The sequence below is a fragment of the Agrobacterium sp. CCNWLW32 genome, assembly GCF_037083425.1.
Taxonomy (GTDB): domain Bacteria; phylum Pseudomonadota; class Alphaproteobacteria; order Rhizobiales; family Rhizobiaceae; genus Agrobacterium; species Agrobacterium radiobacter.
Genome location: NZ_JBAOJM010000002.1, coordinates 435,231 through 460,886 on the forward strand (window position 1 = coordinate 435,231; position 25,656 = coordinate 460,886).

At 55.4% G+C, this 25,656-nt stretch carries 22 protein-coding genes and 2 pseudogenes; 9 read left to right on the forward strand and 15 right to left on the reverse strand.

The annotated features are described in order from the left end of the window. Positions 1 to 2: 2 nt before the first annotated feature. The 3 genes from V6R85_RS05995 to V6R85_RS06005 form a co-directional block, all read right to left on the reverse strand. Positions 3 to 377 carry an MmcQ/YjbR family DNA-binding protein gene (locus V6R85_RS05995; RefSeq protein WP_111833754.1) on the reverse strand — a complete coding sequence of 125 codons (375 nt, stop codon included), beginning with the start codon at positions 375 to 377 and terminating at the stop codon, positions 3 to 5. Next, positions 374 to 1,579, reverse strand: a complete 1,206-nt coding sequence (coaBC, locus tag V6R85_RS06000) for a bifunctional phosphopantothenoylcysteine decarboxylase/phosphopantothenate--cysteine ligase CoaBC (RefSeq protein ID WP_003503815.1) — start codon at positions 1,577 to 1,579, stop codon at positions 374 to 376. The genes V6R85_RS05995 and coaBC overlap by 4 nt, the downstream gene beginning before the upstream one ends. A 69-nt stretch (positions 1,580 to 1,648) precedes the next feature. Beyond that, positions 1,649 to 3,232, reverse strand: coding sequence for a peptide chain release factor 3 (locus tag V6R85_RS06005; RefSeq protein WP_003503817.1), 1,584 nt, complete (start codon positions 3,230 to 3,232; stop codon positions 1,649 to 1,651). A gap of 90 nt (positions 3,233 to 3,322) precedes the next feature. Here V6R85_RS06005 and dut point away from each other — a divergent pair, with 90 nt between their 5' ends. The 3 genes from dut to cysK all read left to right on the forward strand — a co-directional run bounded on the left by dut (position 3,323) and on the right by cysK (position 5,663). Next, positions 3,323 to 3,793, forward strand: a complete 471-nt coding sequence (gene dut, locus V6R85_RS06010) for a dUTP diphosphatase (protein ID WP_111833755.1) — start codon at positions 3,323 to 3,325, stop codon at positions 3,791 to 3,793. Between the two features lie 142 nt (positions 3,794 to 3,935). Further along, positions 3,936 to 4,553 carry a LysE family translocator gene (locus tag V6R85_RS06015; RefSeq protein WP_035212607.1) on the forward strand — a complete coding sequence of 206 codons (618 nt, stop codon included), beginning with the start codon at positions 3,936 to 3,938 and terminating at the stop codon, positions 4,551 to 4,553. Positions 4,554 to 4,694: 141 nt separating this feature from the next. Next, entirely contained in the window at positions 4,695 to 5,663 is a 969-nt protein-coding gene (gene cysK, locus V6R85_RS06020; protein WP_003503821.1) for a cysteine synthase A, read from the forward strand. A 113-nt stretch (positions 5,664 to 5,776) separates the two neighbouring features. Here the strand turns inward: cysK and V6R85_RS06025 are convergent. Further along, positions 5,777 to 6,673 (reverse strand): annotated as a pseudogene (locus V6R85_RS06025) (YifB family Mg chelatase-like AAA ATPase); the annotation flags it as partial. A gap of 39 nt (positions 6,674 to 6,712) precedes the next feature. On the opposite strand from V6R85_RS06025, the gene V6R85_RS06030 reads away from it, so the two are divergent. The 3 genes from V6R85_RS06030 (at position 6,713) to V6R85_RS06040 (ending at position 9,531) form a co-directional block, all read left to right on the forward strand. Continuing rightward, positions 6,713 to 6,997, forward strand: a complete 285-nt coding sequence (locus V6R85_RS06030; RefSeq protein WP_336377027.1) for a DUF2293 domain-containing protein — start codon at positions 6,713 to 6,715, stop codon at positions 6,995 to 6,997. Between the two features lie 99 nt (positions 6,998 to 7,096). Beyond that, positions 7,097 to 8,380 (forward strand): hypothetical protein, encoded by a 1,284-nt coding sequence (locus tag V6R85_RS06035; RefSeq protein WP_336377028.1) that lies wholly within the window; start codon positions 7,097 to 7,099, stop codon positions 8,378 to 8,380. Next, on the forward strand, positions 8,380 to 9,531 hold the full coding sequence (locus V6R85_RS06040; RefSeq protein ID WP_336377029.1) for a hypothetical protein: 1,152 nt from the start codon (positions 8,380 to 8,382) through the stop codon (positions 9,529 to 9,531). Before V6R85_RS06035 ends, V6R85_RS06040 begins: the two co-directional genes overlap by 1 nt. Positions 9,532 to 9,621: 90 nt before the next feature. Here the strand turns inward: V6R85_RS06040 and V6R85_RS06045 are convergent, their stop codons facing one another. Further along, on the reverse strand, positions 9,622 to 10,440 hold the full coding sequence (locus V6R85_RS06045; protein ID WP_336377030.1) for a hypothetical protein: 819 nt from the start codon (positions 10,438 to 10,440) through the stop codon (positions 9,622 to 9,624). A gap of 185 nt (positions 10,441 to 10,625) precedes the next feature. Continuing rightward, entirely contained in the window at positions 10,626 to 11,171 is a 546-nt protein-coding gene (locus V6R85_RS06050; RefSeq protein WP_336377031.1) for a recombinase family protein, read from the reverse strand. 195 nt (positions 11,172 to 11,366) lie between these two features. Between V6R85_RS06050 and V6R85_RS06055 the strand changes: the two genes are divergently transcribed. The 3 genes from V6R85_RS06055 to V6R85_RS06065 all read left to right on the forward strand — a co-directional run bounded on the left by V6R85_RS06055 (position 11,367) and on the right by V6R85_RS06065 (position 15,446). Then, the gene (locus tag V6R85_RS06055) at positions 11,367 to 12,470 is read left to right on the forward strand and encodes a protein NO VEIN domain-containing protein (protein ID WP_336377032.1); all 1,104 of its coding nucleotides are present in this window, start codon (positions 11,367 to 11,369) and stop codon (positions 12,468 to 12,470) included. A gap of 214 nt (positions 12,471 to 12,684) precedes the next feature. Then, complete coding sequence (locus V6R85_RS06060) at positions 12,685 to 13,260, forward strand: hypothetical protein (protein WP_336377033.1); 576 nt, start codon at positions 12,685 to 12,687, stop codon at positions 13,258 to 13,260. A gap of 629 nt (positions 13,261 to 13,889) precedes the next feature. Beyond that, positions 13,890 to 15,446 (forward strand): hypothetical protein, encoded by a 1,557-nt coding sequence (locus tag V6R85_RS06065; protein ID WP_336377034.1) that lies wholly within the window; start codon positions 13,890 to 13,892, stop codon positions 15,444 to 15,446. Positions 15,447 to 15,590: 144 nt separating this feature from the next. On the opposite strand, the gene V6R85_RS06070 is transcribed toward V6R85_RS06065, so the two are convergent. From V6R85_RS06070 to V6R85_RS06110, 9 genes and pseudogenes are all read right to left on the reverse strand, one after another. Beyond that, positions 15,591 to 16,118 (reverse strand): virion core protein, T7 gp14 family, encoded by a 528-nt coding sequence (locus V6R85_RS06070; RefSeq protein WP_336377035.1) that lies wholly within the window; start codon positions 16,116 to 16,118, stop codon positions 15,591 to 15,593. After that, positions 16,103 to 16,729, reverse strand: coding sequence for a hypothetical protein (locus V6R85_RS06075; protein WP_336377036.1), 627 nt, complete (start codon positions 16,727 to 16,729; stop codon positions 16,103 to 16,105). Before V6R85_RS06075 ends, V6R85_RS06070 begins: the two co-directional genes overlap by 16 nt. A gap of 185 nt (positions 16,730 to 16,914) precedes the next feature. After that, positions 16,915 to 17,469 carry a ribonuclease H family protein gene (locus tag V6R85_RS06080; RefSeq protein WP_336377037.1) on the reverse strand — a complete coding sequence of 185 codons (555 nt, stop codon included), beginning with the start codon at positions 17,467 to 17,469 and terminating at the stop codon, positions 16,915 to 16,917. Positions 17,470 to 17,582: 113 nt separating this feature from the next. After that, complete coding sequence (locus V6R85_RS06085) at positions 17,583 to 21,353, reverse strand: hypothetical protein (RefSeq protein ID WP_336377038.1); 3,771 nt, start codon at positions 21,351 to 21,353, stop codon at positions 17,583 to 17,585. 233 nt (positions 21,354 to 21,586) lie between these two features. Then, positions 21,587 to 21,817 carry a hypothetical protein gene (locus V6R85_RS06090; protein WP_336377039.1) on the reverse strand — a complete coding sequence of 77 codons (231 nt, stop codon included), beginning with the start codon at positions 21,815 to 21,817 and terminating at the stop codon, positions 21,587 to 21,589. Between the two features lie 213 nt (positions 21,818 to 22,030). After that, positions 22,031 to 22,591, reverse strand: a complete 561-nt coding sequence (locus V6R85_RS06095) for a hypothetical protein (protein WP_336377040.1) — start codon at positions 22,589 to 22,591, stop codon at positions 22,031 to 22,033. Positions 22,592 to 22,922: 331 nt separating this feature from the next. Continuing rightward, on the reverse strand, positions 22,923 to 23,207 hold the full coding sequence (locus tag V6R85_RS06100; protein WP_336377041.1) for a hypothetical protein: 285 nt from the start codon (positions 23,205 to 23,207) through the stop codon (positions 22,923 to 22,925). A 151-nt stretch (positions 23,208 to 23,358) separates the two neighbouring features. Next, positions 23,359 to 24,918, reverse strand: coding sequence for a recombinase family protein (locus tag V6R85_RS06105; RefSeq protein WP_336377042.1), 1,560 nt, complete (start codon positions 24,916 to 24,918; stop codon positions 23,359 to 23,361). 44 nt (positions 24,919 to 24,962) lie between these two features. Further along, a pseudogene (locus tag V6R85_RS06110) lies at positions 24,963 to 25,610 on the reverse strand (magnesium chelatase domain-containing protein); the annotation flags it as partial. Positions 25,611 to 25,656 lie beyond the last annotated feature (46 nt).

The following is a 25,656-nucleotide window of genomic DNA, read 5'->3' on the forward strand; positions in this document are numbered from 1 at the left end:
AATTATAAACGGGGCGCGGTATCGATCACGATGCCGAGTTCGCCCCGCAGCTTTTTTGTCAGGCCGGCGGCGACAAGCTCGTAGGAACGGCGCAAATAGTGCTCCAATTCCTCCTGTTCGAGCGGTGAATGATCGGCAATCGACACCCATTTGCGTTTCGCAAAATAGGGCGCCTGAGCGATGCCCTCGAGTGAGGTCAATATTTCGAAGCTCTCTTCCGAGCATTTCACCACCAGCCGCCAGTCCTCCCGTTCGCCAAGCACGGCAAAGACCTTGTCGCCCACCTTGGCGACATGTGAATCCCATTGATCGACGAACCGGACGCCCGGCCATTCGCCAAGCACCCTGTCGAATGTCTTGCGATCGAACAGGCTCATGCGAGTTTCTCCGCGATCAGTGCCGCCAGACGTTTTGCGACTTCGGTCTTGTCGAGATCCGGCCAGGCCTCGACACCGTCAGCTGAAATGATCTTCACGCTGTTGCGATCCCCGCCCATGATGCCGGTTTGCGCCGAGACATCGTTAGCGACGATATAATCCGCTCCCTTGCGTTCCAGCTTCGCCCGGCCGTTCTTCTCGATATCCTGCGTTTCGGCGGCAAAACCCACCACCAGCGTCGGACGCTTTTCATGATGGCCGACGGTTTTGAGAATATCGGGATTTTCCGTCAGCTGCAGCGCCAGCGGCGCATCGCCCGGCTGCTTCTTGATCTTCTGTTCCGATGAGCCCGTCACCCGCCAGTCGGCGACGGCGGCGACCATGACGGCGATATCCGCCGGCAGCCTCGAGATGACCGCATCGCGCATCTCCTCGGCGCGCTCGACATGCACCGTTTCAACACCTGCCGGATCCGCAATCGTGACGGGGCCGGAAACCAGCGTGACCTTTGCTCCCAGCTCCGCCAGAGCCGCCGCAATGGCGTGACCCTGCTTGCCAGAGGAACGGTTGGCGATATAGCGCACGGGATCGATCGGCTCGTGCGTGGGGCCGGAGGTGACGATCGCCGTTTTGCCATTCAGGGGCTTTGGCCCCTCATCCAGCAATGCGGCGACGGCTTCGACGATCTGCAATGGTTCGGCCATACGGCCAAAACCAGCCTCGCCCTTCTCTGCCATTTCACCGACCATGGGTCCGATGAAAAACACCCCGTCTTTTTTCAGCGTTTCGACATTTCGTACCGTCGGTTTGGCAGACCACATTTTCGGGTTCATCGCCGGAGCCACCAGCACCTTGCGATCCGTCGCAAGAAGAATCGTGGAGGCAAGATCATCTGCCAGACCGTGCGCCATCTTCGCCATCAGATCGGCTGTGGCGGGAGCCACCAGCACGAGGTCGCAGTCGCGCGCCAGCCTGATATGGCCCACATCCTGTTCATCCTGTCGGGAAAAGAGCTCTGTGAAGACATGGGTGGCGGACAGTGCGCCGACGGCAAGCGGGGTGACGAATTCCTGCGCGCCCTTCGTCATCACTGGCGTCACCTTCGCGCCGCGCTCTTTCAGGCGGCGGATGAGATCAAGGCTCTTATAGGCCGCGATGCCGCCGGAGATGATGAGGAGAATATGTTTGCCTGAAAGCGTCATGATGCCGGACCAGTTTCCCGTTTCAGGGGAAACTAAGCCCTTGGCATTCAAAGTGCAATCCGGCTGATATCACGCCGCCTTGGCGACGTGATATTCCTTGATCGCGACCATCTTGATCGCCGGAAAACGCTCGGATTCGTAACGTAGCGAGAAGGCGTCCTGCGCCAGAAACACCGGATCGCCGTCCAGATCGCGGGCGATATCGCCGCGTTTGACGTTGAGGAACTTGTCCATTTCCGCCGGCTGATCGGAAGAAATCCAGCGGCAGACCGAAAAACGCGACATTTCGAAGGAGACCGGCAGGCCGTATTCGCCCATCAGGCGCTCCTTCAACACATCGAGCTGCAGCGCGCCGACGACGCCGACGATGGCGGGAGAGCCGTCTTCCGGCGAAAAGAGCTGCACAACGCCCTCTTCCGCCATCTGCTGCAGGGCTTCTTTCAGCTTCTTCGCCTTCATGGCGTCCTCAAGACGTACGCGCCGCAGGATTTCCGGCGAGAAGTTCGGAACGCCCTGGAAAACAAGATTTTCACCTTCGGTCAGCGTATCGCCGATGCGCAGCGTGCCGTGGTTCGGGATGCCCACCACGTCACCCGCAAAGGCGGTATCGGCCAGCTGGCGCTGCGAGGCGAAGAAGAATTGCGGCGCGGTCAGCCCCATCTGCTTGCCGGTGCGAGCAAGCCGCGCCTTCATGCCACGCTCCAGCTTGCCGGAGCAGATGCGGGCGAAAGCGATACGGTCGCGGTGGTTCGGATCCATATTGGCCTGAATCTTGAAGACAAAGGCCGTCATTTTCTCTTCAGCCGCATGTACGGTGCGGGTATCCGCCACCTGATCGCGCGGCGGCGGCGCGAAATCGCCAAGCGCATTGATGAGGTCACGCACACCGAAATTGCGCAGCGCCGAACCGAAGAACACCGGCGTCATGTGGCCTTCGAGAAACGCCTGACGGTCGAAAGGACGGCAGGCTTCCAGCGCAAGCTCCGTTTCCTCGACAAAAAGCTGCCGTTCATTTTCCGGCAGGCGATCGGCAACCGCCTGCGGACCGTTAACCGGCAGTCCGTCAACCTGGGTATCGTTGCCGCGGAAGGTATTTTCGGCGAGATTATAGGCGCCGCAGAAGGTTTTGGCGCGACCGACCGGCCAGGTGATGGGCGCGGTATCGAGCGCGAGCTTCTCCTCGACCTCATCCAGAATCTCGAAGGGGTCGCGGCTTTCGCGGTCCATCTTGTTGATGAAGGTGATGATCGGGATATCGCGCATACGGCAGACTTCGAAGAGCTTCAGCGTGCGCGGCTCGATACCCTTGGCGGCGTCGATGACCATGATTGCCGCATCCACCGCCGTCAGCGTGCGGTAGGTATCATCGGCAAAGTCCTCGTGGCCGGGCGTATCGAGAATATTGAAGACCCGGTCGTTATATTCGAAGGTCATGACCGAGGTGACGACCGAAATGCCGCGCTCGCGCTCGATCTTCATCCAGTCCGAACGGGTCTGGATGCGGTCCTTCTTTGCCTTCACTTCACCGGCAAGCTGGATCGCTCCGCCGAACAGCAGCAGTTTTTCGGTAAGCGTGGTCTTACCCGCGTCCGGGTGCGCGATAATAGCAAAGGTGCGGCGGCGGGAGACCGCCTCGGCAAGTGTTTCGGCCATCTGACAAATCCTGTGGAATTGCGGGCTATCTAGCGTTTCAGGCCCGCATTTGCAATTGACCTTGCCGCGATCTCGGCAAACTAATGCCGCATGACCGTTCAAAATGACAATAGCCCCCTTCTCCGTCTCGTCCGTCTCGCCAATGGCGCAGACCTCGAATTGCCGTCCTACGAAACCCGTGGCGCCGCCGGCATGGACCTGCGCGCTGCCGTGCCCGCCGGTGAAACGCTGACCCTGCAACCGGGTGAACGCGCGCTGGTCCCGACCGGTTTCATCTTCGAGGTCCCGCAGGGCTACGAGGCGCAAATCCGCCCCCGCTCCGGCCTCGCCATCAAGAACGGCATCACCTGCCTCAACTCTCCCGGCACGGTGGACAGCGATTATCGTGGCGAAGTGAAGGTCATTCTCGCCAATCTGGGGCAGGACGTTTTTGTCATCGAACGCGGTATGCGCATCGCGCAGATGGTGATTGCGCCGGTAACCCAGGTTATCGTGAGCGAGGTGACGGAAACCTCCCAGACGGCGCGAGGCGCCGGCGGTTTCGGCTCCACCGGCGTTTAGCCACACCGCTTGGCCGGCAAGCTGTGCGGCCCGCTTTATCAGACCCCCGTCCTGCCGTTCCGACAGGACGGGGGGATGTGACCAATTGTCTTTGCCCGGCGATTTCGCTATGGATCTGGCGGATTTTCCGGGAAACACGATCATGACGCTGACGACCCTTTTCGCCTATGCAACAGCCCTCTTCATCGCCGCCGCCATTCCCGGCCCCGGCATGACGGCGATCGTGGCGCGGGCACTGGGTTCAGGCTTTCGGGAAACCTTCTTCATGGGCCTCGGGCTGGTGCTGGGCGACATGATTTACCTGACCGGCGTGATACTGGGCCTCGCCTTCGTTGCGCAAACCTTTCAGGAAGCCTTCATGGTGCTGAAATTCGCGGGCGCTGCCTATCTCCTCTATATCGCCTGGAAGCTTTGGACCGCCGGCCTGCTGCCACAGGAACTCAAGGCCAAGAAAAGCACCAGCATGCCGATGTCCTTTCTCTCCGGCCTGCTGATCACGCTTGGCAATCCGAAAACCATGCTGTTTTATGTGGCGCTGGTGCCGACGCTGATCGATATCCGCATGATCGGCCCTTCGGAATATGCGACACTTCTCGCCATCACCTTCGTCGTGCTGATGGCGGTTCTCCTGCCTTATATCCTGCTTGCGGCCAAGGCGCGTAACCTCCTGAAAAGGCCGAGCGCCTTGACGATCCTCAACCGCACGGCGGCGGGCATTCTGGCGGGAACGGCGACCATGATCGCGATCCGCAGCACGTAAAACAAATTCGTGCATTTATGCGATTTATCGTGAAATTATTCCTGTAATTCAGGAATATTAGGACGAACGTTCGCTAGCTTGAGAAAGCTATTGCTCCTATTCTGCCGCTCAAATCTTGCGGTCTTTACACAGGAGAATATCATGCCCGAAGCCAGAAAGCCCGGACGCGGACGCGTCTATTCCTCTATTACGGAAACAATCGGCGATACGCCGATCGTGCGGCTCGACAAGCTGGCGAAGGAGAAGGGCGTGAAGGCCAACCTTCTCGCCAAGCTCGAATTTTTCAATCCCATCGCTTCCGTGAAGGACCGCATCGGCGTCGCCATGATCGAAGCTCTGGAAGCGCAGGGCAAGATCACCCCCGGCAAGACCACGCTGGTGGAGCCGACCTCGGGCAACACGGGTATTGCCCTCGCCTTTGCCGCTGCCGCGAAGGGCTACAAGCTGATCCTGACCATGCCTGAAACCATGTCGGTTGAACGCCGGAAAATGCTGGCCCTGCTCGGCGCCGAACTGGTGTTGACCGAAGGTCCGAAGGGCATGAAGGGCGCCATCGCCAAGGCGCAGGAACTGGCCGAGACGCTGCCTGACGCGATCATTCCGCAGCAGTTCGAAAACCCTGCCAATCCGGATATTCACCGCAAGACGACGGCGGAAGAAATCTGGAACGACACCGAAGGCACGGTCGATATTCTCGTCTCGGGCATTGGCACCGGCGGCACCATCACCGGCACGGGCCAAGTGCTGAAATCGCGCAAGCCCGAAGTGAAGGTGATTGCCGTCGAGCCCGCCGACAGCCCGGTTCTTTCCGGCGGCAACCCCGGCCCCCACAAGATTCAGGGCATCGGCGCCGGTTTTGCGCCCGCCATCCTCGACACCGGTATTTATGACGAGATCGTCACCGTCACCAATGATGAGGCTTTCGAAATCGCACGTCTGGCGGCAAGGCTGGAAGGCGTGCCTGTCGGCATCTCCTCGGGTGCGGCGCTGGCGGCAGCCATCAAGGTTGGTGCGCGTGAGGAAAATGCCGGCAAGAACATCGTCGTCATCATTCCTTCCTTTGCGGAACGCTACCTTTCGACGGCGCTTTTCGAAGGCCTTGGGCTTTAAGCCAGGCTTTCAAGCGCAGTGCGATCCCGCATCCGATTAGCGAATATCCCGATGTGCCGCTGGCCCCGCTGGCGGCACAATGGTTTCTGAGGCAAAGCACCAAGGGCGACCTCCTACGCCGCCGCCGTAAGCCTTTCCCCTGCGATACGATAGGACACAGCTTCCGCCACATGGATGCGGCCAACCGTCTGCTTGCCATCCAGATCGGCCAGGGTGCGGGCAACCTTGAGAATGCGATGATAACCGCGCGCGGAAAACTTCAGCCGCTCGGCGGCATCGCGCAGCAATTGCAGCCCGGACGCATCCGGCTCGGCATATTTTTCTATCAGGGTCGTCGTGCAGCGAGCGTTCGTGCGAATGGCGGCAAATCCCGCCGCGTAGCGTTCCTGCTGCGCAAGGCGTGCCCGGGCGACCCGGGCGGCCACCACCGCACTCGGCTCGGCCACCACAGGACGAATGAGATCGGCGGCAGAGACAGCGGGAACGTCGATGCGGATATCGATACGGTCTAGCAACGGTCCGGAAATGCGAGCCTGATAATCGGTTACACAGCGCTGGCCTCGGGCGCAGTTGAAACCCGGCTCTCCCGCCATGCCGCACCTGCAGGGGTTCATGGCCGCAACGAGTTGGATTTCTGCCGGATAGCTGACGCGGTGATTGGCTCGCGCAATGATGCATTCGCCCGTTTCCAGCGGCTGGCGAAGCGCATCCAGCACCTGCGGCGAAAATTCCGGGAACTCATCCAGAAAAAGAACGCCGTGATGGGCAAGCGAAGCTTCGCCCGGTTTGGCGCGCAGCCCTCCGCCGATCAGCGCCGCCATAGTGGCGGAATGGTGCGGCGTGCGGAAAGGCCTGCGGTCCGACAGCTTGCCACCCGACAATTGGCCGGCGATGGAATGGACCATGGACACTTCCAGCAACTCCGCCACTTCCAGCGGGGGCAGGATGGAAGGCAAGCGGGCTGCGAGCATGGATTTACCCGAGCCGGGTGGGCCGACCATCAGCAGATTGTCAACAAAAGACCTCATGCTTTATCGGGGAGAAGTTTTATGACGAAATTTGATTTCGATGCGGTTGCCCAGCATATCCGAAAGAAGCACCCGGGGTGCCCTGAATTCGCCGTGGAATACCTTGCGAAAGAAATATCAGGCAGGGAATGGGCCGGAGTAAAACTGGGGCGCGCTGTTGGTATCACGATGGATGGTTTATTGCGTCATCAGATGACGGAATATGACACGCTTCTCCGAAACGGGATGGACCGGAATGAAGCTCGGAAGCGGGTTCAGCCAAGGGTTGAGGCTATGCTGCGGGTTTGGAGAAAGCGCCATCAGTAAATTCTCTGCCGGTAAAGGCTTGCGAGCAGATCAGTACATCTTGCGGTTGGATCAACTCTCTATATCCTGAGCGTCTCATTTGCCACGGGGGATATAGGCTTGAGTGATCGATATAACGCGATAACAAAAAAGGAACGGGGAGCATGGGTCGTTCATCACGCTCAAAAGACGTCAACGACTCAAAATGCCTCCGCGGAATTTCCGGCAATAGACGCAGCTGGCAAAGCCTCTTCCCTGTTGTCCCAATTATCTGCAAGTGAGCAGGCTGTAATTCCAAAGAAAACTGTTGATGCATTTGCAAAAGCAGCGGGCTTAAACCCGAAGACCGAACTGTACTCATTATTGGAAATGCTCAAGCGCCGAAGAGTTGTAGATGTTTCTCAAGGCGGTGACGTTTCGGTTCTGGGCTTAACCACTAGCGTGACAGTACAGCACGCAAGCGATATTTTCGAGGAGCTAGAACCATCTCAGGAAGAGCGAGCAACGATTGTCCTCGCGGACGTAACCTCAGACAGTCCTGTTTCTCATAGAGACACAACGGAATTCATTTCCGACGAGTTTAGAATCCCTAAATCCAAAACCATTGAGCTTTTGGAACGATCGGAAGCCGTCGGATTCGTTGATGGCGAATTAGTGGAAGATCAAAGAACATATTTCAACGGTAATCTCTTTAGGCGAGACAACCTCAATAAGATAACAAAGGTTCTCTCCTCACTATCTACATCAGATACAGTAAGAATTACCGAGCTTGATGAACTACTTACGAAACGGGGGTGCGTGAGTACAAAAAAAGCAGATGAAGTTCTAGGTACTGCTCTCTTCGACAAGGTAAGAGCGGCAGGTATGTACGATGTAAACCACGTGATGAACCACTCGGGTGAACATGGTTTCGTTACTAGACCTGCTGCATTCCATAAGTTTAATGATCCAATGGCTGACGATGCATTCGATTTAGCAAAGGCGCTAGTTGCTGCTTTGACATATGGAATGACGCAGCGATCATCTCAGACAGGCCGAATAGGCATGCTTTCTGCATTACTAAACAGGTTGATAAGTGGTAACGAAATCGGACCTGCTACGGCAATTGGAGAGGACTATCGAGTTTTGGAAATGAAGGGCGTCATCCAAACACGTCCGGGTCCACGTTTTGGCTATTTGATGAAATTGAAAAAGAAGGACATCGGCCAAATGGCACTTGCGGTCTTGACGACAGGAGAAGCCGCATCAGCTAATGCAATTGATCGTCCATTTGAAGGACATATGTCAGGTTACCAAGGACCAGAGGCATCGCGAAGCGATTTCAGGCGGAAGCGGCAGACGCAAGAGAGTAAAAAGCTAACCGGGGACATACTCGCGGCACTCAGAACAGGGGGCGCTTTCTAATGGCTGGAGAAAAAACCGGGCAAAAAGGCGGCGCGGCTGAGGAGATGCTAAAAGCATATTTTTGGGCAGCAGGGTATTTTGCCGTCCGTGGTGTGCCATTCAGACTTGACGGTGAAGATGTTACAGATGTTGACTTGTGGCTCTACGAGAGGCCCGCAGCGCTTACGCGGAGACGCCTGATACTTGATGCCAAAAATAAGAAGGTTCCTAAAGCCGCTGAGCGCTTGGTTTGGGTTCGAGGGCTGCAAGCTGCGTTAGGTGTAGATGGCGCAATAGTCGCGAGTACCGATAAACGACCAAGCTCGAAACGGTTGGCCAAGGCAATGGGCGTTACTCTGCTTGATGGGAACGCTCTCTCAAAGCTGAGTTCGTCAAAAAAACTCTCCCTTGAGGGTAGGCTTGCGTCGGAAGATTTTGACAATCTGTTTAAAGCTGTCGATGGGAGCCGTGGGTCTGTCGAATGGAGGGAGGCACTACTGGGGCCGCGCGCTGCTCTTTTGTCGAGCTTCGGTATTCACTCCGCCAACACAGCGCTCCGCGCTGCCGGGTACTTCGGTGAGCAGGCAATTCTATCTGTACCGAAGTCCCCTCAAGCGCAGATAGCCTTGCGGGGATTTTATTCTAATTGTGCGTTGGCAGCGGTAGCTTTGGATCAGGTAGTGGCGGACCTTACTTTTCGGTCTAGAGAAGAACGCCGAGAAGCTTTGATCAACGGAATTAGATACGGACATACGGACACGCGTGAAGCGCTATCAACCGTTAGAGCCGCCGTGGCATTGATCAGACAGCACACTGCTAACGGCAGCGGAATCGCCAAGTTAATTGAAAAGGGTTTTGAAGATCGCGCTAACCAAGTTCCAGCAGAAACTATTGCAGACTATCTGACTCGCGTGTCGAGCGCGGATGCTCTCTTTTCTGTGGCGCGGGAGTTAGAATGGAACGCTTATAATGTGCACATGGCACATTTTGACAATTTAAGCTTGGAAGCCCGCTCTTTGCTAGGAGTCTTCATTGATTTTCATGAACTCTCCCGAGAGAAGATCGCTATTGCTGGCATAGCTGGAGCGCCTAACACTGCGCCAGAGACAAATGAAGACTCTCAAATGGTACTAGGTGCACTTTTCCCTGATGATCACTTGTCCACAAGCTAAAAGTAAGCACGCCAAATGGCGCACCTGAGGTCAGTAGTTTCAGTCCAGATATGAAATGGAGGGCGTCGTATGGGTTCGAACAAAAAACACTTACCGCCGGTGGTACGGTAATTGAAACACCGCGCGCTTTGATTGCTCCTCCACCAAGTAGAGCGTCGTGTAGCGGACTGCCCACCCAAATGTGGCAGCTTTGGAGAAAGGGAAAGAGAATTCCGCACAAATTTCCTTTCTGCCTTTTTCTTCCCGCAGTCGAGGCTCCCATTGTTCAATGCAGTCCAGCATCCTGTCGGCGTGAATGCGATGGTTCATTGACGTTAAGGAAGAGGACAAATAGCTCGGCGCTGTATAAAAACCATTGGATTGTGTAAACGTATTTATCCCCTGTCTTGCGAGGGCCTCGCCCTCCCGAGCGTCGGTCTCTCTTGAAACGCCGGATATCCCGCGTATGTGCATCCCCGAAGCAACCTCTAGATCAGAGACGGCTTGCCGAAGCGTTCCATCATCGAAACTGGCGTGGTCACCGCACATCACGAAAAGTACGTGGTCGCGTTTCACCTTGACGAACAAGAGTTCCTTACTGTGACCCTTTCGCTTTCCCTTCTCGTTGCTGGGAACGAGATGCAAATGATGGGTATCGTACGCGTTCAACGCCCTATCTTTTCCAGCAGCTATCAGCCCTGAGCGAGTTGCAGAATACGGTGAGTAGCCACTAATATTCACGCGAGGAGAGAGATAAGGCTTTAGGTCTTCACCCTGCGTAAACAGCTCTGCTATCGCGGCGATCTTATCGGCGTGGGACGCAGTACGCGATGTAAAGAAGCCATCCCACGCCCTCACTTCTCGGGGACGGGGTTCGATAAGGCGATCAACCCACCCGATATATACCGCGAGCAAATCTGAAAAAGACATGCTGCGTAGCTCACGTCGAGCGGCAGCGGGGTCGCAGGGTATTGCGTCTATCAGGCTATTCTGAATTGATGTGAGATTGGCTGAAGTCGCTACGAGTCGATCTATACTTTGGCCTGCGTCCAGCATTGATACCCCTGCAAAACAAGTAGACGCCCCGACACAAGGACAGACTGAGTAACTACTAATTATATTACGTCTGTTATCATGCGATAAACTGTGGAACGTGCAACGTTAAATCGCTTCGCGACAGCCATCGGTTTATCCCCAGCAGCCAAAGCCGCCCTGATAGCATCCCCGTCAACCGTCACGGGACGCCCTTTGTATCGCCCTTCTTCTTTCGCTTTGGCGATACCCTCAAGCTGTCGCTCTTTCCTTAGGTCCGTTTCAAACTCGGCAATGGCACCTAGCATGTTGAACATAAGGCGTCCGGTGGGTGTCGTGGTATCAATATTCTGCTCCGTTGCGATCAAGTCCACGCCCTTAGCCTGTAACTCCTGAGAGATTGCGTGTAGGTCAGGCACAGAGCGGGCTAGGCGATCAAGGCGGGTCACCACTAAGGCATCTCCCTTCCGAGCAAAGCGGATGGCCTCAGCGAGCTTTATGCGGCCTTCACGAGAAGTCCCGCTTGCTTTGTCGATAAATACCTCCTCAACACCGTGGCGGGTGAGAATATCCACCTGAGGGCTTTCGTTCTGGCCGGTAGAAGATACGCGGGCATATCCGATTTTCATGAGACACCTTTTGTCCGATAAGGTCTAAGATAAAATCGGAATAGTGTCTCTTAATTCGAATGTCAATTCATATCGGACACATTCAGTTTCGTTGAGTTTGTCCGCAGTGGGTATACCTTTTCGGAATTTTGGAAAACCCGCTTGGTTCTAGGAACCAACCACGTGTAGTAATGCTGATGTTGGGTGGAGGATAATGTGGTAGAGGAAATAATGGACCTTCCAAGTCAGGGTGAGGTGGAGCAAGCACTTCTTTCTCTTCTTCAGGCTCGCAATCAGCCCCTTCGTCCGGCTGATGTCTACGAAGCATTGGCGGAGGAGTTCGGCCTGTCAGAGGAATTGCGTCAGCGGACTATGGAAAATAGCGCGCGCAACCATTGGGAAAACCGTGTGCAGTGGGCACGTAACGAACTAGTAAAAGCCAAGGTCATCGCTTCACGGCCTCGGGGCTTATGGGCGCTCACTGAGTCGCAGCAGTCCGGTGAAGACTGGTCGGAAGACGAGGTCCGTGCGCTCGTCGCAGACTATTTCGAGATGCTCACGGCTGAAATTCAGCATCTAGAGTACTCGAAGACCGAGCATAGGAACCGCCTGATGGGATTGGTTAGACGTTCGTATGGCTCAATTGAACGAAAGCATATGAATGTCAGCGCTATCCTGAAGGAACATGGCTATCCCTACATCGACGGGTACAAGCCATATCCCAATTATCAACGGGCTGTATTGCCCGCGATTGTCTTGCCTCACCTCGTAACATTGGGAGATGATCTGGACCGGTCTCTACCCACACCCATAACTAAACTACCGAGCGGTGCTGACCTTTTCGTACCTCCCCCAGCCGATGGCGTCAGGATACCGGCCCCTTCCGACCCCATCGCGCGTAGGTTTGATGTAGCAGAGCGAGACGCCAGGAACAGAGCGCTTGGGACAGCAGGCGAAGAGTTTGTGATTGAGATTGAACGTCAACGGCTTGTCGATGGTGGCCGCAGCGACCTGTGTAGCGAGGTCGAACTCGTTTCCAAAACCAAAGGAGACGGCCTCGGATACGACATCCGCTCTCGCGACTTGAGTGGCGATATTTTGTTCATCGAGGTGAAGACCACACGCAGCGACGAGCATGCGCCATTCTTCCTGACTGAGAATGAGCGACGAGTGGCCGCACAACTTGGCCCGGCATACAAACTCTACCGGGTCTTCAACTTTGGCAAAGAGCCGAACATATTTGTTCTCTCGGGACCATTGGAGGGCAGCGTAACGCTTCAGCCGACTGCTTATCGTGTAGGAATTGTGCCAGGGCTATAGGCGGAAAGGTGAAGAACTTTGGGCGACCTTCCATTCGATACACCTGGTCTCGTACTCATCGGTTCGCTTTCGCTCGTTGAATAGCATTGTCGAACTAACCTAACATCAGGTCGCCTGCGGTTGGGTTAGTGCACACCCAAATGGACAGCGTCGAGAAATTTCCATAAGACTTGAGGAATTGCCGAGGGGCGGCTTATTTCTTTTGGGGTTAGGCATGGTAAATGAGCAGCGCCAATTAGAAGATCAAAGATTAAAGGACATTGACCGGTCGCATGCAATTCGTTGGCACCAACAGCATAATGAAACCGGCAACATGTACGTTAGGGCAGCAATCGACTTTGGATTGGAAGCCATTAGAACCGCTGCTCTGATTAACGGCGGGGCAGTGATTGCCTGTCTTGCGTTTATTGGGACACTTCAAGAAAAGTCGGCATCGGCATCGCCATTACTGGATGCAGTCTGGTTTAGCACGGGGGTCTTCACTGTCGGAGTGGTTATGGCGGGTCTTGCTTCTGGCTTCGCATATTTCGCACAGTATTTTTATGGCTTCGAACACCACGCCGTTAAACTGACGTGGGAGCATCCTTATGAGAAGGATTTATCTAGCAAAAAGTGGTTCAATCGCATCGCTACAGCTTGGCACACACTGGCAGCGCTTATGGTCTTATTGTCCTATTGCCTAGTTGTATTTGGTGCGGTGCAAATCTATGAGGCCCAGTCGCTCGCCAGAACTGAACATCACTGGCCGATCAGTCTTTTCGCTAAATCTTTCCCGGCTTTCGTCAAGTGAAGCTCTGGAGACCTGGCACCCGTAGGCCCGCATCGCTGCTCCACGAGACCAAGTCCCGGTCTCCCGTGTCGGTCATATTTGCCCAGGGCGTACACGTTCCGGGATACTGAGGATTGGCTAAGGCTGGTCATTTCGGGGAGGTCACATTGAAGAACCCCCGGTCGCATTGCGACGGTCAGAAAAACTGAGACCATCTGTATCGGCATATCAGCACGAAACTCCCGCAGCACCTCAATGCGGTCGCTAAGGGTCCGCAACGCGCTCGCTCGCTTGGCCGTCTTCCGTCTCTCAATCGCTAGTTCCATATGGTCTCCCTTTGCACGTCATGAAGATGCCGGAAGGAATGCCAAGGTCAAGACTTGATCTTGATTGAGAGAAAGCCTAGCCGCGCATGCGCCTCCGCCCGAGCTATTCCGGGCGTCCGTGGGGGCAGGGGGGAATGCGCGCGAGCATTTCTATCGATTGCCGTCTCGGATTTTTTCGGCAAAATATTACTTAGCTTGCGAAGTCTGCAAATAAACTGGAATGCGGTTAAAATCGCCCGGTGATTGAAAATCACGCCAGACTGTCATCCGTTGGATTAAAGCAGCATTCTGGATGAAATAAATTTTATCGTTCTTAGAGGGTACATGACTACAGAAACTGAACGGAATAATGCCCCTAGATCATACAAAAACGATATCCGGAGTTGGCGCAAAAAGCTAATCCGCCGAATAAGGAATTGGGCTTCGCGGAAATTTCCAGCACTTATTGAATCATCGAACATAAAACAATCGCGCAACTACTACCGAGAAAAAGATCACAATCTCATTCCCGAAAGTATCCCCCATCCTGACGAGATCGCCGACCTAAAAGCAGTCTATGCAGCAGAATTCTACACACCAGCTCACGCGCAGCGACTCATGCTCGGTTTTAAAAAGATGGGTTGGGATTCTGAAGAGCAATCAGCTTTTCATAGAAATCACGCAGAATGGGTTTCCAGAAGCCGACGAGACGGTAGCGGCATATGGATTAACTTAGGAGGGATTGTATCGCCAAAAGATAGAAAAATATATCGTGACGTAGCGACAGCAGAACTGCCAGCAGGATTCAAGTTTGCTCACGCAGAACTTTTCGCCATAAGTTCCTCTGTAAATTGTATAGTCATTCGGTTCGATCCGACGCATGAGACAGAGGTGGCTTATGGGCACATTGCGCGTGAACAACTGGCCACAGAACTGAGAAAAACCAAGCGAGGTTTTACAATCATACGGCCACGGGCGCGAAAAACCGATCTAATAGGCGCGTTCCGTGAAAGCTTTCGCAAAGACATCCTCAATTGGTTTGCCTCAAATTTACCCGGCGCTTTTTCGTCAAATGGAAACGCTGAACTATTTCCCACATGTGAGGTGCTTTTCCTAGATAACGTTTTGAAGCGGGCAAATGATAGTGGGCAAGCAACAACTCTATGGCTTGAATACCTAGGCATAAACTATGGGGTGGGTCGCTGGGCAAGCATAGATATCCCAGGACTTGGATTTACGCACCCTGTATCTCACCGTGTTGATCGCAAAGGACATGCGGCTATCTCAGTCGAGCGGGGCTCATTAAACGAGATAGACATTTCTCTGTACGGAGACCAAAATGACGATGCCTATTTAAACAAGCTTTCTTTGGGGATGTCTGGATTTATTTGTCAATGGTCTGTAAATGCACTGATCGATATTTACCGAGACCAGATAAATTCTGCCAGAGATACAAGCTGGTCGACTGATTCCGCACTTGATACTGTTAAAATACTTAAACGCCTGCAGAATATTACGTCAAATAGTGTCGATGTTTCACTACTCGCATCTGAACTGCCTAATGCCCTATCGCAACCAATATGGGACAGTCTCGAATTCTCTTCGTCGTGTGTTGAGGAGGACGCTATTTCCTTGTCGGCTGCTTTGACAGATAGAGCGATAGGCACGATAGGTCAGCTCGTCAGTTCGGATAAAATTGTTCGGGACTCTCTCCTTCAACAAGGAAATTTGATTAATGCGCTTGAAGCGGTGCAGACACAACGCAACATGGCTAGATTAACGACAATTATGATGTGGCTGACTGTAGCAATATTTTTGCTCACCACGATCATGGCTTATCCAGTGATTTTCCCAGCGCGAGAAATGTCTAAAAGCGGCCAGATCGCGATGGAAAAAGTTTGATAGGCTCAACCCTATATTTCACATGATCTCGATCAAAAGATGTGCAAGCTTAGTCAACGCAGAGGCGGTTATTCAACGCAACTATTTTAATGGTGGCTGAAACACGAGAGTCGCGGTGATCGAGACCGCGGCCCTCATCCAGCATCATGCCTGCTTGGGTTTCCCATAACGATTATAGCTGTCCAGCCCGACACCGCCGATCTTGAGAGCCGCAGCAAAGGGGCTTGGGCCGGTTGCCCACGGCATGGAGTTGATGCGGTCCTGGGCTTTCGCCTTGAGGCCGTCCATCTCCCTCGTGAGGTTAGCGGTGGTGAAACCGGAGTTCTGGCTGATGCGGTCTTTCGCGGTCGCCTCTTTTCCGTAAACGTCCGCAAGAAGAGCATCGACCGATAGGCCGGATACACCAGCTTCCCCGGCTGCGGCCATGGTGGTCGCTCGGGCAGCACGGGCTTCACGGGAAATGTCCTGCTTCTGGACAGCCGCTGCATCCTCTTCCTGAATTTGCCGCGTCTGTACGTCAGCGTATTCACGGACAAGGTTTGCATTCGCGGCGCGTTGGTTTTCTCGGACCATGGCGTTCTGAGCTGCTGCGGCCTGTTTCTCGCCCGCATAGCCGATAGCAGTTTGTGCAGCTCCCAGCGCCGTGGCAACGAGGGCTAGTGGGTTACACATTGATCAATCCTGATTTTGAAAGCTTCTTGGAGATTGTGGCCGAGAGGTCCACAGGTGATGTTACCGAAGTCGAAACCACACAGCCGCAGCATCCGTTTCCGAGTGTGGTCTCGGCTATCCATGAGGCTCGATAGGATGGGATATTTTCCATGGAAAGTTTCCACGTAATGGCGGGCTGTTACGGTCAAGCGCCCCACGTCGATGTCCAAATCATCGACCGCCAGAAACCATAGGTTTCCCACGGTGCTGTCTTGGGGATACGGCACGGTCCCAAACATGACTGCCGGTCGCCCTTCGTCATCCAAGGCGGTCAGGCAAATGTCGGAATGTCGGAGACCACGGGTAAGGCTAACTTCGGCGGAAGGCGATGCACATACCACGAGGCTTTCGAGGTCGGCCTTGCGGAGCCTTGGGGCGAGATAGATAACGTCATCGGGAACGGATGGCCGGACCTCAAGGCGGGCCGGTGATGGCGGCGGTTTGCGTTTCACGGAAATATCCTTGCGGGTGTCGCAGACAGAAAGCCGCTCCTCAAAGATGAGGCGGTGCTGTTGGGAGGTGGTGATGATGGTGGAGAAGGGTACAGGATGCAGAGCGATATTGGCTGCCATAGGTCAGCATAAAGACGCCAGAAGGTTCCCATAGGTATTACCTATGATTATGCTTTTATAATCATCCTATGAATAAATATTTTAGGTTTAACCTAGGGAAGACCATCTCTTCTCCTATGGTGGGCTATAACATCTCCTCCTATGGGGAGGGGTAATCGATGGTCTGCCCATTTTGGTCTAAGAAATCATGGTCCGGATAGGAACCAATTCAGATGCTTTTTCCTGATCGACAACCGCCCTTTGGGGAAGCCTCCCTCTGCCGCCGCATTCGCCAGAGTGTCAGCCATCTCATTGAGACGATGACCGGAATGACCAAGCACCTTCTCCCAATAGATGGTCTTTCCAGCGCAGGCGGCATCTAGCCTTTCCCATAGCTCCCTGTTCTTCACCCAGCCGCTAGATGACTTCCAGCCCTTGGTCTTCCACTGGGGCAGGTAGAGCGTGAAACCTTTTAGTACATATTCGCTATCCGTTTGAATGATGGTCGGCGTTTCCGCCTCCCGGACGCTCTCCACGGCCATGATAACTGCCGTCATTTCCATTCGGTTGTTGGTGCTTTCCAGCTCTTCCGAACGGGCTGCATTGGGTGCTTGCTGTAGCAGCTGCGCACCGTCCCAAAGCTGCTTGATGTAACCCCAGCCACCGGGGCCGGGATTTGGAATGGCAGCGCCATCGGTGGCGATAATGTAGTGCCTGCCGGTCTTGATGGTGGCGAGATCGATATCGGCGTTTGTGGTCATGCTGTTTCCATCGGTTGTTGATCGCGCATCAGCGCTGGAAAAAGAAAACCCCCGACCCGTGTGGACCGAGGGGAAGATTGCCAGAGGCAACAAAGGTTATGTGATTTGTGACGTTATCGACCTGTGCCGCGAGACCATTCCGGCAATGGACTGATGAACGTCGAGAGAAGCTGGGCGACACCGTTGAGGTTCTGGAACGGCAGCACCCGCGCCAAAGCTCGGGCGTCTTGCTGTGAGAACCGCTTGCCGTGCAATTGCTTGCCAACCACACCCAAAGCATCAAGTCCGGACTGCGCGAGATCGGCAGAGGGGTTACCGAAGATCGCATCAGCGCCCATCGCTGTGGAGCGGGCGTCGAACAGCGGGTTTTCCTTCTCGCGGAACCGTGCCGCAACCGTGTCCACAGTTACCGGCATAAGGGTTGCCCAGGAACCGTTCTGAACGCCAGCAGCGGCAATGCTACCGAGAGACAAACGCTTCTCAAGGTACGCCTCCCGGTCACTACGGCCAACCGAGTTGGCATAGGTCCGCATCATGTAACTCATGGAGGCAGCAAAGGAGGTCGTGATGAACGCCGTGGCTGTCGTTGCGTCTCGGAAGTTGAACCCCTGTAGCGTCTGCTTGGTGTAAGCCGCCAGCACGAAGGAACGGAACTGGAGGAACGTCCGGGCCAAGGGATGTGACATCCACATGGCCATTTGGCCGATGTCATTCTCCTGAATAATGGAGCGGCTAAGGCGGAACGCAGCGAACTCGAAGTTTGCCACGGCCTCCTGATCGGCCCACTTGGAGAAGTTCATTGACTTGAGCCGACCATCCTTGAACGTCGCATGGTTGCGGATGTTTTCATAGATCGCATCCACGCGGCGCTGATCGAGGTTAAGCGCAGCCAGTCGCCTTGGGTTCATCGTAGTTTTCCCTCGGGCCATCAAGGCGAACTTGTTCATGATCGCCCTGCCTGTCCAACGCTGGAGCGCGGTGTTCACCGGAGCCATGCCGGACATTGCAGAAACCGCACGTTTCCCGGCTTGAAGCCCATCGTCCAGCCTCTGGAGCATAGGGTTATTGAAGGCGTCCAGAGGATTATCGAAGAGGTCTTCCCTGCGGTGGGTCGCATGGCGCACCCAGTCCGCACCTATGCCGGTCATATCTTCCCATTCACGCGCCAAGGCATCGTCTAGCATCCCGGTCTTGGCATTGCGCCACATCGCCCGGAATGAAGGGACATTCGTGAACGACGCCTTAAGACCGAGTTGGGAAACGGTGTTCATGGTCTCCGACAACTGGGCAAAGCCCACCTGTCCCATTACGCGGATGAAGTTGTAGTCCCGCACCATCCGAAGGAACTGGCTCCACCTATCGCCTTCGTTCCGCGTTGGCTTCCCGACGATGGTGTTATAGACCCAGTTGAGACGCTCAATGTCCTCCTTGGTGGTGGCCTGGATGCCCTTCTGGTCGCCCACGTCACGCACCTTATCCATCAAGGTTTGCCACTCGCCGTCTGAGGTGATGCCTTTGACGAAGTGTTCATCACCTAGGTCACCGGCCTGCCACTTCGGGTTCTTGATCTCCATGCGAGCCATGGCGATACGCCCCGACATTTGCCGGGAATAGGACCGCATGAGCGTGTCTGCATCATTGACGAACAGGTCTGAGATGCGGACGAACTGTGCCCCAGGCTGGCCATTGGAATACGGGAGCATCAGGCCGAAGTTCTCATCATAGAACATCCGGCTTTTGCCATGGCGGCTGGCACCGTCCTTCTTCCCTGGCTTCATGTGGCTGACAACCGCGTCGATGTCGGCCTCGGAGAGATCGGTGTCCCTCGTCAGGTTAGCCTTGAGCGCGTCGAGGTCTTCCCCGGAGAACACCCGAGACATTCCCTGTAGCTCACCAGCAGAAAGAGAGTGGAGCTTCCTGATGTAGTTCGAGGCGAACTTGTTGGCCAACTCTTCGCTGATCTCGTCATTCACCTCACGCATGGCACGGGCGACCAAACCCGAGAGGGTCTTATGACCGAACTTGGTGAGGTGTTCTTGGATGGAGCCGAGGTCGAAAATGCGCGGAACATAGAAGTCATTCCGGGTCATTCCCTCGAAACCCCGAACGGGACGCAAGGTGCGCCCATCGATCAAGCCGGGGTTCGCTGCGGTCTCGGCATAGGTTCCGAGGATATCCCGTAGGATGGAGCCTTGGGCTTTAACGGCTGGGTCGTATTCCACCATGAGGTCGCGATCTCGGACGAACGCGGTTACCTGCCGATGAAACTCATCACGGCTGACTTCCGGATTCCGTTCCTTGAACTGCTTCCAGTTGGCCTGATTGGAAGCTGCCCAGCGGGCCTCGGCACGTTGATGGAGGAGCGCCTGGACTTCCGAAGCCCCGATTGGCGTTAGGCCGGTCTTGTTGCGGGCACCGTCCTCTACGATCACGTTACCGATCATGGAGGTGAGATCGTTCTCGGAACTCTTGAGTGAGTAAGCGCTGTCGTATCGCGCACCACCCGCATGGAAAACATCGGGCCTCTCGGCATCACGCACAATATCCGCCGTGTCCATCCTAAGCGGCTCCCGAGGGTTGACCTGCATCGCACCTGTGGTTGATCCACCGGGCGGTGACAAGGCTGTCCCGTTCTGCATATTCCTGCCGATCTGCTGGAGTTGCTGGGCTTCCTCACGGGTGGCTGGGTTTCTCGCTAGGGAGCCGAAAGCACCACCGAGGAGCATGCCTGTCCCTACGCCCCACCAGAGGTCAGCGCTCTCTGCGGTGGGTTTGTTAGCGTAAAGAATGCCTTCGGATACAGCAGAACCCGCGCCACCCTCGGCTGCCGCCAAGGCAACCTGTCCAATCTTTCCGAACCTTGCGGCCATCGCAGCCGGTGCCCCGGCACCCATGGAGGCAACAGAGATACCAGCTGCAGCGGCCCAAGCCAGAGGGTCCGTTACGCCCGCTGCTACCCGGAGGCCGACACCACCCCATCCCATAGAGGACAGGCGCTGCTCGGCTTCGAGCTGCTTCATGAGAGAGGTCCGCATACCCTCGGCATGAGGAAGAGATTGAGCATCCGCGAAGCGGTCCCAGTATTGCTCCGGGATACCCTTGGTCAGTTCCTCAGTAAGCTTCTGGTCCAGCCGAAAGTTTGGGTCGGGCTTGGTCTCCGGTCGGTCCTGCCAGACGGCAGAAAGCGACCAGTCCGTGTTCACGGCATCCTTCACACCCTGCCAGAGGGAAACATCCGGCATCGCGTCCTCACGGGCCTGAGCCGCTTTCCTATCTTCCTGCATGGTGGTCGGAAGCATCGGCTGGGTAACGTCCATGACGGACATGGTGTTCTCAGGTTGCCCAAGGGTGTACTTGGATTGCGGCTGGTCGGCACCGGGGTTTGAGAAGGTGAGCCTCGTGGGTTCCCGGTTTGTGGAAGTTGGGGCATGGTTGTACGCTTCACGGAGCCACGGGGCGGCGTTGTCGCCATTCCCCTCTGCTCCCCATACGCCGGGGTTACCGTAGCCGATATGCATGGAACCTGGCTGCATGTATCCCTGCCCCGCACCGAAGCCGGTCACCCCCGCGCCACGGGCACGTTTGACGATCTCTTGGAAAACCGGAACGTCATCTGGCTTCGACCAGTCGAGCTTCCTGCCGTCCTTATAGAAGAAGACATCCGCCGCGCCGCCGTGGTCATGCCGAACGGAACCCGTGCGTTGACCCTTGCCAGCCCTGGCCTCTTCCTTGGTTACCTGCCCGCCGCTGAACACCTCCATCTCGACACCCATGTCCTCTAGGAACCCTAGGGCGTTGACGAGTTCGCCGCTGATCGGAAGGTTACGCTTTGCGCCACGGTTGGCGTACCGCAGCCACGAGGGTGCGTTGTTACTGTCTGACATAGGGGTCCTTCTTTCCGGCAACAAGCTTGTGCCGAAGTATGTGGGTGAGACCGGAAGCCCGGTGATGAAATTAAAAAGGCCACCGCCAGCGTTCTTGAAGAAAACCGAGGGTGGCCCGAGGGCGCTCAATCAATTTGCAGACGGAGCGGACGACGATTTGCGAGAATGTCTATGGTGAGGGGTAATCGGCCCATCGGGCAGGCATCAGACCTCGCTTGGTCGCTACAACCCTCTCACGGGCGGGGACATAAAATGACCTTCACGAAATCAGCATCCTCAACCATGATGCCGTGTTCGGTCGCTAGGACTCGCAGGGAGACACCCTCGGGCGAGATGAACTCCCGCATGGCATGGCGGCCAATACCCGAACTGATGAATTGAGGCTTGAGGCGCTCTTCCATTTCATTGAAGCGGTTGATGTAGGCGATCTTGAATTGGAGCGCCTTGGTGCGGGTGAAGCCCATGGCCAGGAGCCATAGGCGATACCCGCCGCTTTGATACCGAGCGCTCTGAGGACATCCATCCCGGCGAACCATGGCTCACCATTTTGAACGAGTATATGCAGTTCAAGGCTAGCGTGGCCCAAACATAAAAACCTCTGGCCGAGGTGGTGCAAGGGCGCGAGCTTGGGCGGATATGAGAATTGCTATGGTGGGCGGCAATCGATCAAACTGGGTTCAGCGATCACCAAAAATGCGTCGCAGTTCTTGTTGCTGCCACTCGGGAAGAGGTTCGGTACCGCTGACCGCACCAATGAAGGAGAGGAAATGCCACCACTGTCTTCGCAATTCAGAGAACCGCGTAAGCGCCAGCACTGATTTAATTCCATCGTCTTCCATGTGATACATTATCCACCCGCCTGGATCGTCCTCGTCTGGCTCGAACAGTTCGAGGTGGACAGAACCTCCCGACCACTTCTTTGGATTAGATGCCGAGTGCTTGTAGGTATTCGCTATTGCGCGGCAAGCAGCTTGATGAGGAACACGCTCAGCCAGAGCTGTGTCGAAAGCTTTGTCGTCTCGGCCTTTGGTCCGCTTGAAATGATTTGAAGCCCAATCCTGTAACGCAGATGCAGCAACGCAAACATTGATTGCGGCATAAGAGAGCCGCTGCTTGTCAGTCCTGCTACGTTGAAGCTCTTCGAAAATCCAAACGTCCCAAGCCAACTTCTCCCACACGGAATGTGGGTCGTGAATGAGTACGGTATGGATTTCTGGTGGACCTTGGAAACGACTCATACGTAGTACGCTAGCATGAACCCACTGCTGTTTTAACTATGGGCGCCTAGGCCAGTGCGTCCACATCGTAGCCCTGCTCACGGAGTTCCGTAGCCATTGCGAAGCTGACATTGCGGTCGGACTTCCAGAGTGCGATTGCGACTGCCACTACTCAGCCAGATTGCACGGCAGACGCACGATAAGCATCATGGAGCCGGAGAGGGGGGAAAGATGCCTTCAATTCTGAGGACGTCTTCCTCACTTAGTTCGCTCGGAGAAACTCGAAGGCGCGCAACACGCCTTTCATCTTGTAGAGCAGTCTCCAAATGCGGCCAGAGTGCATGCTCGGTTGTCACGCCGCCTGCCTTTTGGCCTTCGTTTCAATAGAGATCGCCCCACGGAATTTCCCTAAGAAGAACTCAAGGCTCCCGCCCGTCCGCTCATAACCCAAGCCGACATTAACATTTGACCGCTCAACGAACAGTTCAACTCTTGTCCACGGCATTTTGAAATAGACCGAGTTAAGTGCATTGGTCTCCGGTTCGAAGAACACGTCAAAATGGGATTTAGCCCAGTCACGAAAATCCCATACTAGAACACGGGCCGTTTCAATGATGCCGGTGATGATGTTGCGCATGAAAAATATTCCCTGATAAGCGCTGCACCTTCCGCAATGTTCGGAAGGCGTGGAAGCGAAGCCGCCAAGAAGGACCACGAAAGGAAAGGAATAGATGGGCGTGACGATACCAACGCGCCTATGGTTTCCCCGTGGTTCTTCCTTGAGGCTTCTAAACCGTTGCCGCTTCTTCCATCGGGAAACCAAAAACAATTTTTGAAGTCCCGCCGTGCTTCCATAAAAATTCAAGGTGGCCGGTCGGGTAATTGATAACTACCCCGCTCACCACTTGCCGAAGTGAGGAGTTCGCCAACTGCCTATCCTCTGCTTCCCACTCGTCCAAGGGACGCATCGTCAAAGCGTCATAGAGATCAGCCAGACGCCGCTCTACAAGTTTACCAGTCTGCGCGCTCTGCTCACGTTCCAAGCCAACAAGCTGCTTCTCTATGCCGTCTTTTGCTGCTTCGAGCTGCGCTAGGCGCTCATTGATAGCCGCGCCTGATGCTCCCTCGGCAATCGCTTCGAGGACATTTGCTATTTGTTCTTGCAGCGCTTCCAGATTAGCGCGTGTCTGGTCGATTGCGTCATCTGTCCTGTCATCACCTGCTGGGGCTAATTCAATTAGCCATCCCGCATTTTGGACTAGCGCTTTCTCCGCTTGCTCGATGGCCACCCCTAGATAACGGCACCCTGCCCCGGTCTTTGCTCGGGCACACACAAGCTTTGGGACGCCACCCTTAGGGCCCTTGGAAACACGGGTCATGGTCCCTCCGCACAAGGGGCATTGTGCAAGACCCGCGAAAAGGCTTGCTATCGGATATTTCCCGCCCTGCCGCGCCACGCGATCTACACCGACCCGTTGCGCTTGGACATCCTGATAGACGCTCTCCGTGATGATCGCAGGAAAATATCGTTCTACGGGCGATTGCGGTACTCTACGTTTCTTCACACCCGAACGGTCAAGGGTATGAGGGGTAAAGGTTCCGACAACGGCGGGGTTTTCGAGGAGCTTCTTGATGTATGACCTATGCCAGTAATTGCCTCTACCAAAAGTTGGCATGCCTTCCGTATTGAAGGTGTCCGCAATTTGGTGCTGCCCCATCCCGTCAAGCGCCATTCGAAACACGCGGCGGACAATCTCGGCGCGCTCTTCCACCACTACGAAACCGCCGTTAACTTTATCCAGCCTCAACCATGCAGGTGTAATGGAAGTCATCGGGGTTGCCTCCTCCGTGGCCTTCCTCCGCTTTTCTTTCCACGCTTGTCCTAACCTACGGGCCTTGGTGGCGCTTTCCTCGTTGGCTCTAATCATCACCATGAAAGCCATCATGAAGGATATGGGGTCAGTGCTGAGGTTGCTATCGGTGTAAACCTTGCCGTCAGAAAGGGTCACCACGGCGATACCTAACTCGCAAATATCCTCAAGGAGGCGCATGGCTTTTCTTGCGGTATTACGCGAGAGGCGATCTAGGCTCTCGATGAGAAGGAATGAACCTTTCTCTATCATCCCAGCGCGAACCGCCTCAAGAAATTCTCGAAGCATGCCGGTCTCGGCGTTCGCCCCCATGTACGCAGAGACGCCCAAATCTTGGAATGTAAGTTTATCGTCTAGTTCAACACCGTTGCGTAAAGCCCACTGCTGGGCCATATCGGATTGGCGGCGAAAGCTATCCCCTCGCATTTGCTCGGGTGTGGAAAATCTTAGATAGCTGTAGGCTTTGGGCGTAACCACGTTATGTTCCATGTAGATCGTTTATACGAGAGGTCTTTGGATCACAACATCAGCAGATTATGGCCGCCAGCGGCGGCCACCTCCAGCGCGCGCCGGGCACTCTCCTGTCCCTTGATGTCAGCTAAATCAGGCAGATTAACCGGATTGGCGCGGATGGCGGGCGTCGGGCGCGCGAGAAGCTGTGTGCCGCGAAAATGATTGGCGAGTGCAATGAGACTGCGCGGGGCGAGAATATCGATACTGGCTCCGGCCCAGGCCGCTTCCGGCCCGCTTTCAGCCGGGCAGATCAGCCCCTTGCCGAGTGCATTGGCGCCGATAGCCGCCGGCAGGGCGCCCGAAACCGTACCGATGGTGCCATCAAGATTGAGTTCGCCGAGAACCACATAACGTCCCAGCATGTCTGCCGGTATCGCCCCCAAGGCAGCCATGAGGCCAAGCGCAATGGGAAGATCAAAATGCGATCCTTCCTTGGGCAAATCCGCAGGCGCGAGATTGACGGTGACTTTTTTCGCCGGCAGCGCCAAACCCGAGGCATGCAGGGCGGCCTGCACCCTCTCGCGGCTTTCGGCCACCGCCTTGTCTGGCAGGCCGACAATCTGGATGCCGACCTTTCCGGGTGCGACCATGACCTGCACCTCGACGGGCACACCCTCTATGCCCTGAAATGCAACCGTATTGACCCTTGCCACCATGGCCTGCCCCGCAAACCGGCCGCATCACCAGAGCTTCATGCCCTGT

What these genes read in the sequence shown, in the direction of transcription:
- V6R85_RS06065 (WP_336377034.1), top strand. Translation starts at nt 13,890, where the DNA reads ATGACTACAGAAACTGAACGGAATAATGCCCCTAGATCATACAAAAAC.
- V6R85_RS06080 (WP_336377037.1), bottom strand. Translation starts at nt 17,469, where the DNA reads ATGACCACAAACGCCGATATCGATCTCGCCACCATCAAGACCGGCAGG.
- V6R85_RS06085 (WP_336377038.1), bottom strand. Translation starts at nt 21,353, where the DNA reads ATGTCAGACAGTAACAACGCACCCTCGTGGCTGCGGTACGCCAACCGT.
- coaBC (WP_003503815.1), bottom strand. Translation starts at nt 1,579, where the DNA reads ATGACGCTTTCAGGCAAACATATTCTCCTCATCATCTCCGGCGGCATC.
- V6R85_RS06005 (WP_003503817.1), bottom strand. Translation starts at nt 3,232, where the DNA reads ATGGCCGAAACACTTGCCGAGGCGGTCTCCCGCCGCCGCACCTTTGCT.
- V6R85_RS06075 (WP_336377036.1), bottom strand. Translation starts at nt 16,729, where the DNA reads ATGGCAGCCAATATCGCTCTGCATCCTGTACCCTTCTCCACCATCATC.
- V6R85_RS06095 (WP_336377040.1), bottom strand. Translation starts at nt 22,591, where the DNA reads ATGAGTCGTTTCCAAGGTCCACCAGAAATCCATACCGTACTCATTCAC.
- V6R85_RS05995 (WP_111833754.1), bottom strand. Translation starts at nt 377, where the DNA reads ATGAGCCTGTTCGATCGCAAGACATTCGACAGGGTGCTTGGCGAATGG.
- V6R85_RS06100 (WP_336377041.1), bottom strand. Translation starts at nt 23,207, where the DNA reads ATGCGCAACATCATCACCGGCATCATTGAAACGGCCCGTGTTCTAGTA.
- V6R85_RS06090 (WP_336377039.1), bottom strand. Translation starts at nt 21,817, where the DNA reads ATGGGCTTCACCCGCACCAAGGCGCTCCAATTCAAGATCGCCTACATC.
- cysK (WP_003503821.1), top strand. Translation starts at nt 4,695, where the DNA reads ATGCCCGAAGCCAGAAAGCCCGGACGCGGACGCGTCTATTCCTCTATT.
- V6R85_RS06030 (WP_336377027.1), top strand. Translation starts at nt 6,713, where the DNA reads ATGACGAAATTTGATTTCGATGCGGTTGCCCAGCATATCCGAAAGAAG.
- V6R85_RS06060 (WP_336377033.1), top strand. Translation starts at nt 12,685, where the DNA reads ATGGTAAATGAGCAGCGCCAATTAGAAGATCAAAGATTAAAGGACATT.
- dut (WP_111833755.1), top strand. Translation starts at nt 3,323, where the DNA reads ATGACCGTTCAAAATGACAATAGCCCCCTTCTCCGTCTCGTCCGTCTC.
- V6R85_RS06015 (WP_035212607.1), top strand. Translation starts at nt 3,936, where the DNA reads ATGACGCTGACGACCCTTTTCGCCTATGCAACAGCCCTCTTCATCGCC.
- V6R85_RS06040 (WP_336377029.1), top strand. Translation starts at nt 8,380, where the DNA reads ATGGCTGGAGAAAAAACCGGGCAAAAAGGCGGCGCGGCTGAGGAGATG.
- V6R85_RS06050 (WP_336377031.1), bottom strand. Translation starts at nt 11,171, where the DNA reads ATGAAAATCGGATATGCCCGCGTATCTTCTACCGGCCAGAACGAAAGC.
- V6R85_RS06070 (WP_336377035.1), bottom strand. Translation starts at nt 16,118, where the DNA reads ATGTGTAACCCACTAGCCCTCGTTGCCACGGCGCTGGGAGCTGCACAA.
- V6R85_RS06045 (WP_336377030.1), bottom strand. Translation starts at nt 10,440, where the DNA reads ATGTCTTTTTCAGATTTGCTCGCGGTATATATCGGGTGGGTTGATCGC.